The sequence below is a fragment of the Algoriphagus sp. genome, from assembly GCF_013373065.1.
Taxonomy (GTDB): domain Bacteria; phylum Bacteroidota; class Bacteroidia; order Cytophagales; family Cyclobacteriaceae; genus Algoriphagus.
Genome location: NZ_JABXIN010000022.1, coordinates 44043 through 57924, shown reverse-complemented (window position 1 = coordinate 57924; position 13882 = coordinate 44043). Strand labels below are relative to the sequence as shown.

The window sequence follows — 13882 nt, the reverse complement described above, 5'->3', positions numbered from 1 at the left end:
GGAATAATTATTAAATCCTTTATGAAGATAATTAAACTCTAAATCCTTTTTTGGGTAAATTAGCAATCAAATACGCCAAACTATGAAAAAGCACAATTTCTTCTTAATCACCCTTTTGGTAGCTTCCTTGGCATCATGTAGTCAGCAAGCTACCGAAAATACGGAAACAACCGAGACCCCAGAAATGACATCATCTAATTTTGGAGGCTTGGCATTATACACCTTACGAGATGCCATGTCCGAAGACCCAAAAGGTACTCTTCAAAAAGTAGCCGATGCAGGCTATGCTTATGTTGAAGCTGCTGGTTATGCAGATGGAAAATTCTATGGAATGGAACCAGCTGAGTTCAAAAGCTACCTAGAATCCATCGATCTAGAACCAAAAAGCACCCACATGGGTGGAGTTACTTTGGAAAATGCAGACGAACAAATCGCCGCAACCAAGGCAGCAGGATTTGAATACTTTGTTATCCCTGTTCCACCTATGGGTATGTTTACCTTCGGACCAGATGGTATGGGCATGAAAGGCACCAAAGAAGATTTGGTAAATATCCTTTCCACTATCGGTGAAAAGTGTAGTGCTGCGGGACTGAAGCTTTTATACCATAACCACGACTTTGAGTTTAAGCCTATGGAAGACGGTACGATCTTGACTGACTATATCTTGGAAAATACTGATCCAGCTCATGTAAATTATCAGATGGATCTTTTCTGGGTTACCAAAGCAGGAGCTGATCCTTTGGCTTATTTTGAAAAGTATCCGGGCCGTTTCAAAGCATGGCACGTGAAAGACATGAATGATGAAGGTAATTTTGCGCCTGTTGGGACAGGAAATATAGACTTCTCCAAAATCCTTTCAGAAAAGGACAAATCAGGAATGGTTTACTACTTGGTAGAACAGGATAATACCTTTGGATTGGATCCGTTGGAAGCAATTAAAATCAGCCATGAAGGATTGAAAAAATTCGGATTTCAGTAAACTATCATATTTTAGAGCCAACCTTCGGGTTGGCTTTTTTATTTTAGCTTAAAAAGCTCCATCCAATACCATGCAAAGTAACACCACCTTAATCATTGTAGTCTCTGTTTTAGCGCTTCATTTTTTGGTTGGAATCGGATGGTTGATATATAAAATGACTGGGTCGAATAAAAACGAAAAGAATACATCAGAAGAAAATTAATCGCTTCAATTACCTCCTACCAATTCATTATGCAAGGATTACTTACAATCATGCTTTTCCTAATTTCATTCGCATCAGTCGCCCAATCCCCCTTTATCAAAAATAAAGTCATAGCTCACCGGGGTGCTTGGAAGAACAATGCATTTCCGCAAAACTCCATCGCTTCCCTTAGAGAAGCTATTCGGCTAGGTTGTGAAGGTTCCGAATTTGATGTTTGGATGACAGCAGATGAAGTTTTGGTAATCAACCATGACGCAGAATTTGAAGGGATGGAAATCGAGCAGGTTACATATAAAGAACTTTTGACTAAGACTCTCCCGAATGGAGAAAAAATACCAACTCTCAAAGAGTACCTTCAGGAAGGGATGAAGCAAAATAAAACCAAGCTAATTTTAGAATTTAAACCTTCTGGAATCAGCGTAGCGCGAAGTGAAAAAATCGGAGAGCTTGTGGTGAAAACCGTGCATGAACTTCATGCTGAAGATTGGGTGGAGTATATCACCTTTAGCTATGAAGGCGGTTTGAAAGCAATTGCCACTGACCCGGAAGCCAAAGTGTCTTACTTGACAGGTGATAAATCACCTTCCCAGTTAAGAAGTGCAGGTTTTTATGGATTTGATTACAACTTTCGGATTTTAAAAATGAAACCAGAATGGATCCAGGAAGCTCGCGAACTTGGACTAATTACCAATTCCTGGACTGTCAATGACCCCGAAACCATGACTTGGCTTTTGGATCAAGGAATTGACCAAATTACCACAGACGAACCAGAACTTTTACTGGAAATTCTAAAATCCAGAAAGTAAGATTTGATTAAATAAAAAATCCCTGAATGATCTTATTCAGGGATTTTTTTCAACTTATTTAGCAGGCAGCAATTTGGATCTTACTTCTCCAAATCCAACCCGAATTCCATCCTTTTCAGCATAGCCTTTCATTATGACGGTATCTCCGTCTTCGATGAACTTCCGCTCCTCCCCTGTTTCCAATTTGATAGGCTTGCTTCCTTTCCAACTCAGCTCCAGCATGGAACCGAAGGAATCTTCGGTTGGACCGGAAATGGTTCCCGAAGCCATCATATCTCCTACATTGATATTACATCCATTTACCGTGTGATGCGCCAGTTGCTGGGCAATATTCCAATACATGTATTTGAAATTGGAAAGACATACACGACTAGCTTGTCTCGCTCCTTCAGGTTGGATGTAAGCCTCTAGATTAATATCGAAACTATGCAGGCCTTCACATTGAAGATAAGGTAATACCTCCGGATCTTGCTTAGGACCTTCCACGCGGAAATAATCCAAGGCTTCCAAGGTTACCACCCAAGGTGAAATGGAAGAAGCAAAGTTTTTTCCTAGAAAAGGACCCAGTGGAACATACTCCCATGCTTGGATATCTCTAGCAGACCAGTCATTGAAAAGCACAAAACCGAAAATATAATCCTCTGCTTCTGCAGTTGATACAGAGTCGCCTAATTTGGTTGGCTTACCGGTAATAAATGCCAATTCAAGTTCAAAATCCATTCTTCGACTAGGTCCAAAAGAAGGACTTTCCATATCTGGATCCTTAAACTGGCCTTTGGGTCTGTGGATATTGACTCCAGAAGGAATGATGGAAGATGCACGACCATGATAACCTACAGGCAAATGTTTCCAGTTAGGCAGAAGCGCATTTTCCGGATCTCGGAACATTTTCCCAACATTGGTTGCATGCTCCATGGAACTATAAAAATCCGTATAGTCACCGATTTTAACAGGAAGCAACATCTCTGCCTCCTTTCGATTGACCATTACTTTTCCACGGATAGAATGATCGCGTAGTTTTTCATTATCAGCTAGCAATAAATCCTGAACCCGCTCTCGAATTTTACGCGTTTGGGCTTTTCCCAAAGAAATCAGCTCGTTAAGAGAATCCTGTAGGAAAATCCCCTCCGGCAGAAATAAATCCGAAAAGAAACCTTCTTGATCCAATACACTTAGATCCACAATTTTATCCCCGATCGCTATCCCAATTCTGGGGCTGAGGCGTTTGTTTTTAAACACCCCAAAAGGAAGATTATAGATTGTAAAATCAGAGTTCTTTGGTATTTCAACCCAAGTTTTCAGCTCAGACATCATCATTCGGTTCGCTTCGTATTAAAAATTTGAGAAAGCAAATTTATAGCTTATCCATGAAATCGAAAGTGAAAAAGAAATTCCCTTCCATTTAAATCTATCTTTTCGAAAATTACTCCTATCCCATTTTAACCTTTCATCATTATTTTTTTGAAAAAAAGGAATTAAACCAGTAGTTTTTACCTAATCAAATTCTAAAAGCCATGTACAAAAAATTACAGCTTCATCTGTTACTATCCTTATTTTTTCTGCTCTCAATACAGGTTTTTGGCCAAGAAAAATCCATTCTTGATCAACTGGAGGAAGTAGCAATCGTCGACCAAAAAGTCATGATGCCGATGCGAGATGGAATTCGCTTAGCAACTGACATTTACCGACCAAAAACTGACCAACCAGTACCCATCGTATTCTCCCGAACCCCATACAATTTTAACACCTATGGGGATGGAGAATTACGAACCCGAACTATGCAAACCGCACTTTCCTGGGTTCAGAAAGGGTATGCCTATGTAGTTCAAAATGAGCGTGGAAGATTCTTTTCCGAAGGCGACTGGGATATTCTAGGCACCCCATTAACTGACAGTTACGACGCTTTCGACTGGATGGCCAAGCAGGACTGGAGTAATGGTAAGATTGGGCTTTTGGGCTGTTCTTCTACTGCTGAATGGCAGATGGCTGCGGCTTCTCTTAATCACCCAGCTTTGGCAGCATTAGTTCCCCAAGGCTATGGAGCCGGTGTTGGTAGAATTGGAGAATATTTTGAGCAAGGAAACTGGTACCGAGGTGGAGCTGGCCAAATGCTTTTTACAGCATGGCTCTATGGCACACAGCATGATCCTTTGGCCCCGAGACTTCGGCGCGGAATTAGTCAAGAAGATTTATTGAGATTGCAGCGATTTTATGACATGGCTCCTGAATATCCAAGAGTGGATTGGAAAGAAGGTTTAGCTCACTTACCGGTACAAGACATCATCAAGAATGTCAATGGACCACAAGGAATTTATGAGGAAATGATCACTCGAAAACCGAATGATGCCCGCTGGTATCAAGGCGGATTATATCATGACAACATGCCTTTTGATAAGCCAAGTATGTGGTTTGTATCCTGGTACGATGTGTCCACCTCCCCCAATATTGCTTTATACAATCATGCCAGACAAAATGCCATTAGCCAAATGGCACGAGACAATCAATATCTAGTAATTGCTCCTGTTTTGCATTGCTCTTACACCCGGGCTACAGAAAACACCGTTGTCGGTGAACGAAGTATGGGAGATGCACGGTGGAATTATGACGAGGTCATTACGGCTTGGTTTGACAAGTGGCTCAAAGGAGAATCCAGCCAAACAATTGACAATCTTCCGAAAGTGACCTACTTCACTATGGGTACAAACGAATGGCAATCTTCTGATGTCTGGCCACCCAAGGATGCGGTAATGACTTCTTTCTATTTTGATTCTGAAGGAAATGCAAATACGCGAAACGGAGATGGAAAATTAGTATCCAAAGCTCCTAAAAAAGAAAATAAAGACACCTTCAACTACGACCCGATGAATCCAGTCCCTTCTTATGGAGGAAATGTTTGCTGTACGGGAAATGCCGTCCAAGGAGGTTCTTTTGATCAATCGGAAATGGAATTGCGGGACGACATCTTAGTCTACACCTCTGAACCTTTGGAGGAAGGGGTTGAAATTTCTGGATTTATTGAGTCCTACCTCTATCTCAGTTCAGACGCAAAAGATACCGACGTAACGATCAAATTGATTGATGTCTATCCTGACGGCAAAGCCTACAATTTGGACGAAACCATACAGCGTGTTCGTTATCGGGAAGGCTATGACAAAGAGGTCTGGATGGAGGATGGAAAGGTCTATGAAATCAAAATGACTCCTATGAGTACGTCCAATTACTTTGACAAAGGCCATCGAATCAGAATCGAAGTAACAAGCTCAAACTTCCCAAGATTTGACCGAAACATGAATACCGGTGGAAATAATTATGACGAATCAGAAGGAGTTGTCGCAACCAACTCCATCCATCATGGCGGTAAATTTTTAAGCCGAGTAGTTTTGCCCATGATTAAAAAGTAAAGTCTTACCAAATTGAAAATTTGAAAGGGAGGTTTGAACCTCCCTTTTTTATTTAAATAATTCTATTTAAAAACATAATAATTACAAAATATCCTCAATAGTTTCCACTTATACTACTTTAAAGAAAGAATAACTAAAAAGACTATTAACCATAACAGTTATTCTCTAATTTGAAGATTACAATTAACCAATTTTTATTTCTATGAAAAAAACCTACAAACTAATGCTACCACTATTCTTCCTGTGGATTTCTACAGGTTGGGCGTGGGCGCAGTTTACCGTTTCAGGAACGGTAACTGACGAACGGACATCGGAGCCGTTAATCGGAGCAAGTATCCTCCTCAAAGGGACTACCACCGGGACCATTACAGATCTTGACGGGAATTTTTCCTTGACAGTTCCTAGTAGTGGCGAAGCTACCTTGGTTGTCTCCTCGATCGGATATCTTTCTCAAGAAGTCAATGTTTCCACTTCAATGAGCAATCTGACGATTCAATTGAAGCAAGATGCAACAAACCTTGAGGAAGTAGTCGTAACAGGACTTGCATCCTCTGTAAAGAGAAGTAACCTAGCAAATGCCGTTTCAACTGTCTCGGCGAAAGATTTAACAGGAACCACTACCATTCAAACCACTGATGGTGCGCTTTATGGCAAAGTGGCCGGTGCAACAATTCGATCCAATGGCGGTGCACCGGGAGGTGGATTATCCATTCAATTACGGGGTATTTCTAGTCTTTCCGGAGCTTCTCAACCCTTGATTATTGTAGATGGTGTTTACATTTCCAATGCTTCCCAGCGAACTGGTCGAGCTACTGTTACGGGAGCAGGAGGAAGTAATCAGGATGATGGTGCAAACCGTCTCGCTGACTTGAATCCTGCAGATATCGAAACGATTGAAGTTTTGAAAGGACCATCTGCAGCGGCAATTTATGGTACACGTGCAAATGCAGGGGTAATTATCATTACTACGAAAAGAGGTGCTGAAGGCCGAACCACCGTTTCCCTTTCTCAGGACATTGGTTTCGCTCAGCCACTAAGACTATTAGGTGTTGATGAATGGAGTGAGGAGAAAATTAATTTCTACTTCCCTGAAGCAAGAAGACCTCTGGAATTGGAGCGTTTTAGAGCTGCTCAGGCATCAGGAAATTTCGTGGATTATGAGGATTTCTTTTACAATAATCAAGCGACCCTTCTGAACACCCGGATCAATGTGACCGGCGGAAATGAAAAGACAAAATTCTTTGTATCAGGAAATATTTCCGATGAAGAAGGTACCGTAAGAAATACAGGTTTCCAGCGATATTCGGTACGGGCAAATATTGACCACAAAATTTCCAATGCAATTAAATTGGGAGTTTCTTCTAACTACATTCAATCGAGCACAGACCGGGGTTTCACGGGTAACCAAAACAACACCGGTGCTTCAATTGGGTATAGCATCGCTTATGTGCCTAATTATTTTGACCTGAGAAGAAATGAAGATGGCACCTATCCTGTTAACCCATATTTTTCAGATAATCCAGTTGCTGTAACTGATAATGCCATCAATAATTCGGAAGTTAATCGATTTATTCAGGCCTTTACCTTGGACATTGATCTTTTGAAGACTGAGAATAGTTTCTTAAAAGCTTCACTTGCAGGAGGTTTGGATTTCTTGCAAAACAGGACGCTGATTTATCTTCCAGAATTTCTTCAATTCCAGCGAGCGCAAGCGAATCCTGGTGATATCCTAAAAGGAAAGCAGGAAAGCTTTAACACCAACTTCCAGGCAGCCTTGGTTTACAACTGGAATTTAGGAAAAGTCAACATGAACTCTCAGGCAGGTTTGGTTCGACTGGACTTCAATGAAAATGCCCTCTTCAATAGAGGTAGAGGACTCGTTCCTGGCCAAACTAACCTAAGACAAGCAGCCATTCAGGAAATTAACCAAGAGTTCACGCAAGAAGTACAAGAAGCAGGTATCTTCTTACAGCAAGAAGCCAACTTTGAAGACAAAATAATCGGTACTGTAGGTATCCGATGGGACAAGTCTACCTTGAATGGTGATCCAAACAAATACTATGCATTCCCACGAGCTTCCTTAGCTGTGAATTTAGGAAACTTTGATTTCTGGAACTCTTCGGTCTTCAACCAAGTGAAGCCTCGTATTGCCTATGGTGAAACAGCCGGTCCTGTAGGATTCGGAGCAACCTTTACACCACTAGGTGGCACCAATATCGGCGGATTGCTAGGTTCGGTTGTTTCCACTCAAATTGGAAATACTCAAATCTTACCTGAAACAGCAACCGAGTTAGAATTTGGTGTGGACTTGGGGATGTTTAATAATCGTCTAAGCTTAGAGGCAACGTATTACATCAAAAACACTCAAAACAACATCCAAAGCTTGAGACTTTCTCCTTCTACGGGTGTAACCACTACCCCAAGTAATGAAGCAGAGCTTCAAAATAAAGGGGTGGAAATCGCACTTTCAGGTAACATTATCGAGAATCCGAATTTCAAATGGTTCTCTCGCGTACTCTTCTGGAAAAATCAAATTGAAATGACCCGATTGGGAATTCCAACATATATTTCAGGAGCATTTGGTGCTGGCTTGGGTACTTTCCTTTATGCGGAAGGATATTCTCCAACAACAATCGTGGGTACACCAGCCGATCCAAGTGTACCAGGAGGATTTACAATCTGGGGAGATTCTCAGCCAGACTTTAACTTATCCTTCTTCAATAGCTTAAATATTTACAAAGGATTGGAGCTTTCTGTCTTGGTGGACTGGAGAAAAGGCGGTGACAACATCAACTTGACTTCCTTCCTAACAGACAGCGGAGGTACTACCAATGGCTGGTTTGATGATGACAACGGAGATGGAATTCCGAATGGACGACAAAGAGAGCCGGAACCCTACAACAATGCAGGTCGATGGGTTCAGGACGCAACATTTGTAAAAATTCGTGAAATAGGGTTGTACTACACCGTACCGAGAGCAACAGTTCAAACTTGGTTTGGAAGTGCTGTTCAAAATATCCGTGTAGGTGGATCTGTAAATAATGCATTCTTATTTACTGACTACCAAGGCTATGACCCAGAAACCTCCACTTTCGGAGCTCAGGCAGTTGCTAACAACGTGGATATCGCACCTTATCCCACGCCTCGTCGCGTATTCTTTCACTTAACTATTGACTTTTAAACCGGCAACCATATGAAAAATACACTTAAAAATATAAGCAAAGTGATTGCAGTTGCAGGTGTACTGGCAGCTTGTAATCCACTTCAGTTGGATGAGATTCAGGATCCTAACAACCCTTCTATAGGTTCGGTTTCTGATAACGCCACTCGTGAACAGATTCAGTTTCTAATTACTGGATTGGAATCCAGGCACAGAGGCTATGTAACAAACGTTTCTCAAGCCTGGAATACATTCGGAAGGGAAATCTGGTACCTCAATGCATCCGATCCACGATTCCAGACGGACTGGCTTGGACAAAATGGCCGTACGCCTGACAATTCCTACTTTGGTTTTGGAACCACAGGTGGTGGTTCGTGGGCATCCCCTTACCAAGCGATCAATCAAGCAAACGTTTTGATCACCGCTGCAGAAAACACCGAAAATATTTCTGAAGCTTCCAAGAGTGCAGTAAGCGGTTTTGCCAAAACCATACAAGGCTATCAATTCATGATTCCTGCCAATTTTGTATACCAAAATGGAATCCGAGTTGATGTCTCAGACCCATTGAATCCAGGGCCATTTGTTTCTTACGAACAAGCCTTAGAAACAATAAAGGGCATTTTGGATGAAGGAGACGCAGCTTTATCTTCAGCTGGATCAGGAGCATTTCCATTTACCCTCACTCGTGGATTTGACGGTTTCAATACAATAGCAGGATTGCGACAAGTCAACCGAGCGATTACGGCTCGACTGAACGCCTATCGACAAGATTGGCAAGGCGTATTATCAGCCCTTGACGCATCTTTCATGGATTTAAATGGAGATTTAAATGCGGGTCCTGCGCATCCTTATGGAGCAGCCCCTGATATTTTCAATCCACTTTATTATGTACCGAATGCCGCTGTAAATACCCTGATCGTTGTCCATCCTTCTGTTCTAGAAGATGCTACCCCGGGAGATTTGCGAGTTGCTTCTAAATTCTTCGAAAGAGATACACCTGTTACTGTTTCAACAGACGCAGGAACGCTGGTAGGCACCCACCAAGATGCACGATGGGCTTCGAATACCACTTCCATTCCTTTTATTCGAAATGAAGAATTGATTCTCTTGAAGGCTGAGGCACATGCCAATCTCAGTCAAACTGACCAAGCGGTGGAAGCAATTAATATCATTCGAAATGCAGCTGGATTAGGTGATTATGAAGGTTCCACCACTCAAGGTGCTTTGATTGATGAAATCCTTTATCAACGAAGATATTCCCTGTGGGCAGAACCTTGGGGCCACCGTTGGATAGATGCACGACGATACAATAGATTGGATGAAATTCCAACGACCTTTGATGGAGGAACTATTTTCACACAGTTTCCACATCCTCAAGCTGAATTAAGTTGGGATGAATACAAAGGAGATTAAACACAAAATTCAAAACTTCAAAAAGACCGGTATTTCCCGGTCTTTTTGTTTTTACAGCCTACATCATTCAAGGCCTTTTCCCCTTTTTCTGCTATTTTTGCGACTTCGAAAAACAAAATCCGAGCATGTCTATTTCCAGTAAATACGATCCGTCACAGGCCGAGGCCAAATGGTATGCCTATTGGATGGAACACAAGCTTTTTTCATCGAAAGTTGATCATAGCAAAGAGCCCTACACCATTGTGATTCCACCACCAAACGTTACCGGTGTCCTTCACATGGGTCACATGCTTAACAATACCATTCAGGATGTCTTGATTCGTCGCGCTCGTATGCAAGGCAAAAATGCCTGCTGGGTTCCTGGAACAGACCATGCTTCCATTGCTACGGAAACAAAGGTCGTTCAGCTTTTAAAAGAAAAAGGTATTGATAAAAAGGACATTTCCCGAGAAGAATTTCTGAAGCATGCTTGGGAATGGAAGGAAAAGTATGGAGGAATTATCCTGGAGCAATTAAAGAAATTGGGAGCCTCTTGCGACTGGGACCGAACGGCCTTTACTATGGATCCGGGATTAAGCGATGCGGTGATTTCAGTTTTCGTAGATCTCTATAAGAAAGGTAAAATCTACCGAGGGATCCGCATGGTCAATTGGGACCCGAAAGGACAAACTGCTCTTTCAGATGATGAGGTATTCATGAAGGAGGTAGCTTCGAAATTATACTACATCAAGTATAAAATTGAAGGTTCCGAAAATGAGTTTTTGACCATCGCTACAACCCGACCAGAAACCATCATGGCTGACTCAGCCATTTGTATCAACCCAAATGATCCTCGATTCACGCATTTGAAAGGAAAGAGAGCGATCATTCCTTTGATCAACCGCTCTATTCCAATCATTGAAGATGAATATGTGGACATGGAGTTTGGAACGGGCTGTCTGAAAGTCACGCCTGCTCACGATCTCAATGACTACGAACTGGGAGTTAAGCATAAGCTCGAGGTGATCGATATCCTCAATGATAACGGAACCTTGAATGAAAAGGCCCAGATCTTAGTTGGAGAGGATCGATTCTTAGCTCGGAAGAAAATCGGAAAACTACTTGAGGAAGTTGGCCAGTTGGAAAAAATCGAAGATTACAAATCCAATGTGGGTCATTCCGAGCGGACCGATGCAGTCATCGAACCAAAGCTTTCTTTGCAGTGGTTTTTGAAAATGGATGAAATCACCAAGCCTGCTTTCAAGGCTGTAATGGATGACATCATTCAACTTCATCCACCAAAGTTCAAAAACATGTACCGCGTTTGGATGGAAAATGTGCGGGATTGGTGTATCTCCCGACAACTTTGGTGGGGTCATCGAATTCCTGCCTATCATCTACCAAATGGGGAATTTGTGGTTGCGAAAACCGCCGAAGAAGCACTTCAGCTTGCCAATGAACAATTCAATTCAAACCTCACCCTAGAGGATTTGAAGCAGGATGAGGATGTTTTGGATACATGGTTCAGCTCTTGGTTGTGGCCGATTTCTGTTTTTGATACGGACGTATTCACAACAGGAAAACCAAATGAGGATTTAAAATACTATTACCCAACCAATGACCTCGTAACTGCTCCGGAAATTCTTTTCTTCTGGGTGGCTCGAATGATCATTGCCGGTTACGAGTACATGGGTGAAAAGCCCTTCCGAAATGTCTATTTGACGGGAATTGTACGGGATAAATTAGGGCGGAAAATGTCCAAGTCTTTGGGTAACTCCCCTGATCCTTTGGAATTGATAGCCCAATATGGAGCAGATGGTGTTCGCACCGGTATGCTCTTCTCCTCCCCTGCCGGAAATGACTTGCCATTCGATGAAAAACTGGTTGAACAGGGACGGAATTTTGCCAATAAAATCTGGAATGCTTTCCGTTTGGTAAAAGGCTGGGAGATTGATCCAAATTTGGACGGATCAGCAAATGCTTCGAGTATAGAATGGTTTGAGAATCGATTTCAGCAAGCTTTAGCAGAGATCAATGACCATTTTGAAAAGTTCCGTATTTCGGATGCTTTAATGGCGACATATAAATTGGTTTGGGATGATTTCTGTTCCTGGTATTTGGAAATGATCAAGCCTGCTTATCAGCAACCCATTGACCAGAAGACTTACGAACAGACGATCGAATTCTTCGAGAGAATTTTGAAGTTACTTCATCCTTTTATGCCTTTCTTGTCAGAGGAAATTTGGCATCAGATTCAGGAAAGGAAGGTTGAGGAATCTTTGATTTTAGCTAGCTGGCCAAGTCAAAAATCATTCGACGAGAAGATCATTGAAGAAGCGGCTCAGGTTTTCGAAGTAGTTTCGCAAATCAGAAATTTAAGAGCCTCTAAGGGCATGTCTCCAAAAGAGACTTTGGATTTGACGATCAATTCCAAAAACCCGGATTTATACGCTCGGTTTGAATCTGTCCTGACCAAGTTGGCAAACCTTTCTTCCTTGAGTTTTGCAGACAAAGTGGAAAATGCCATGAGTTTTGTCGTGAAGGCTGATGAGTGCTTTGTTCCTATGGGTGATTCCATCAATATTGAGGAAGAAAAAGCCAATCTGCAAAAGGAACTAGAATACACGAGGGGCTTCTTAGCAACAGTGATGAAAAAGCTTTCCAACGAACGTTTTGTCAACAATGCTCCTGCTCAGGTAGTGGAAATGGAAAAGAAAAAACAAGCTGACGCAGAAGCCAAAATCAAGGCTTTGGAAGATAGCTTGGCAAAATTGGGATAAGAAAACTCTCCCCAGTTAATCTAGGAAGAGTTTCTGAATTAATTAAAGGCCTGTGAATTCAGGCCTTTTTTAATGGCTCCAATTGTAGGTATCGATTTGCTCGAGACAAGAAACCAACAATTCGATCGAATCGGCGATATCTTGTTTATGCGCCATTTCAATTACTTGATGCAAGTGACGGGTCGGAATGGAAATCGCACCTGCGATCGCACCTTGTTTCCCCATTCGCTGTACACCGGCTGTATCCGTTCCTCCGGCAGTTAAAATTTCAGGCTGCCAGGTTATTTTTTCCTTTTTGGCGGTTTGCTTCATAAACTCCACCATGCGGTAATCGCAGATGGTCATTGCATCCATGATTTTGATAGCAGTTCCTTTTCCAAGTTCGGTCACTTTTTCATGCGGCTGTGCTCCCGGCACATCAAAGGCAATGGTGGTATCCAAAGCAATTCCAAAATCCGGATTGATTCCATGAGCTGCGACATTTGCACCTCGAATCCCAACTTCTTCCTGCACCGTAAAGGTTGCATATACATCGTAGGCTGGGTTTTGGATTTTTTTCAAAGCCTCAATCAAAATGTAAACAGCGACCCGATTATCAATGGATTTACAATTCACACAAGAACCCATTTCTACCAATTCTCGCTCTCTGGTAATCGGATCCCCAACAGAAACATATTTTTCCAACTCCTCTTTTGACATTCCCAAATCGATGAAAAAATCCGTAGTCTTTGGCAATTTATTCCGCTCCTCCTGGCTCATGACATGAATAGGCTTGGTTCCCATTACGCCTACCAAATCCTTTTTACCATGAACAATCACACGCTGGGCAGTCAAGGTTTTTGGATCAAATCCACCGAGTGTGTGGAAACGAACAAAGCCCTGATCATCAATATGGGTTACGATAAATCCAATTTCGTCCATGTGTGCAGCCACCATGACCCGCTTTCCATCTGGATTTCGCTTTCCTTTTTTGATTGCGATTACGTTCCCAAGATTATCTGTACGGATTTCATCCACAAGGGGACGTACCAAATCAATCACCAAATCCCGGATACGCTTTTCAAAACCGGGAGCTCCGGCAATTTCACACACCTGCTTCAACAGAGAAATATCAATCGTCATACGTTTAGAGTTTTCTTCAATAAATATTCACTAAGATATA

General features: G+C 42.1%; 8 protein-coding genes. 6 read left to right on the top strand and 2 right to left on the bottom strand.

Annotated elements, in window-relative coordinates; genetic code table 11:
• The first annotated feature begins 82 nt into the window (after positions 1 to 82).
• Together HWE15_RS13830 and HWE15_RS13825 are read left to right on the top strand one after the other, a co-directional pair.
• Positions 83 to 979: a sugar phosphate isomerase/epimerase gene (locus HWE15_RS13830; RefSeq protein ID WP_290508135.1), complete on the top strand. Its 897-nt coding sequence runs from the start codon at positions 83 to 85 to the stop codon at positions 977 to 979.
• Between the two features lie 252 nt (positions 980 to 1231).
• On the top strand, positions 1232 to 1987 hold the full coding sequence (locus HWE15_RS13825) for a glycerophosphodiester phosphodiesterase family protein (RefSeq protein ID WP_290508134.1): 756 nt from the start codon (positions 1232 to 1234) through the stop codon (positions 1985 to 1987).
• Between the two features lie 54 nt (positions 1988 to 2041).
• Here the strand turns inward: HWE15_RS13825 and fahA are convergent, their stop codons facing one another.
• Positions 2042 to 3304: a fumarylacetoacetase gene (gene fahA / locus HWE15_RS13820; protein ID WP_290508133.1), complete on the bottom strand. Its 1263-nt coding sequence runs from the start codon at positions 3302 to 3304 to the stop codon at positions 2042 to 2044.
• A 197-nt stretch (positions 3305 to 3501) separates the two neighbouring features.
• On the opposite strand from fahA, the gene HWE15_RS13815 reads away from it, so the two are divergent.
• The 4 genes from HWE15_RS13815 (at position 3502) to HWE15_RS13800 (ending at position 12720) form a co-directional block, all read left to right on the top strand.
• A complete protein-coding gene (locus HWE15_RS13815; RefSeq protein WP_290508132.1) occupies positions 3502 to 5388 on the top strand; it encodes a CocE/NonD family hydrolase in 1887 nt (628 codons plus the stop codon).
• A 202-nt stretch (positions 5389 to 5590) separates the two neighbouring features.
• Positions 5591 to 8569, top strand: coding sequence for a SusC/RagA family TonB-linked outer membrane protein (locus tag HWE15_RS13810; protein ID WP_290508131.1), 2979 nt, complete (start codon positions 5591 to 5593; stop codon positions 8567 to 8569).
• Between the two features lie 12 nt (positions 8570 to 8581).
• The gene (locus HWE15_RS13805) at positions 8582 to 9961 is read left to right on the top strand and encodes a RagB/SusD family nutrient uptake outer membrane protein (protein WP_290508130.1); all 1380 of its coding nucleotides are present in this window, start codon (positions 8582 to 8584) and stop codon (positions 9959 to 9961) included.
• A 125-nt stretch (positions 9962 to 10086) separates the two neighbouring features.
• Positions 10087 to 12720, top strand: coding sequence for a valine--tRNA ligase (locus HWE15_RS13800; protein ID WP_290508129.1), 2634 nt, complete (start codon positions 10087 to 10089; stop codon positions 12718 to 12720).
• A 69-nt stretch (positions 12721 to 12789) separates the two neighbouring features.
• Here HWE15_RS13800 and HWE15_RS13795 read toward each other — a convergent pair whose 3' ends face one another.
• Entirely contained in the window at positions 12790 to 13842 is a 1053-nt protein-coding gene (locus HWE15_RS13795; protein ID WP_290508128.1) for a M42 family metallopeptidase, read from the bottom strand.
• Between the last annotated feature and the right edge of the window lie 40 nt (positions 13843 to 13882).

Coding starts and splice junctions, on each gene's coding strand:
- HWE15_RS13825 (WP_290508134.1), top strand. CDS start 1,232: ATGCTTTTCCTAATTTCATTCGCATCAGTCGCCCAATCCCCCTTTATC.
- HWE15_RS13810 (WP_290508131.1), top strand. CDS start 5,591: ATGAAAAAAACCTACAAACTAATGCTACCACTATTCTTCCTGTGGATT.
- HWE15_RS13800 (WP_290508129.1), top strand. CDS start 10,087: ATGTCTATTTCCAGTAAATACGATCCGTCACAGGCCGAGGCCAAATGG.
- fahA (WP_290508133.1), bottom strand. CDS start 3,304: ATGATGATGTCTGAGCTGAAAACTTGGGTTGAAATACCAAAGAACTCT.
- HWE15_RS13830 (WP_290508135.1), top strand. CDS start 83: ATGAAAAAGCACAATTTCTTCTTAATCACCCTTTTGGTAGCTTCCTTG.
- HWE15_RS13795 (WP_290508128.1), bottom strand. CDS start 13,842: ATGACGATTGATATTTCTCTGTTGAAGCAGGTGTGTGAAATTGCCGGA.
- HWE15_RS13815 (WP_290508132.1), top strand. CDS start 3,502: ATGTACAAAAAATTACAGCTTCATCTGTTACTATCCTTATTTTTTCTG.
- HWE15_RS13805 (WP_290508130.1), top strand. CDS start 8,582: ATGAAAAATACACTTAAAAATATAAGCAAAGTGATTGCAGTTGCAGGT.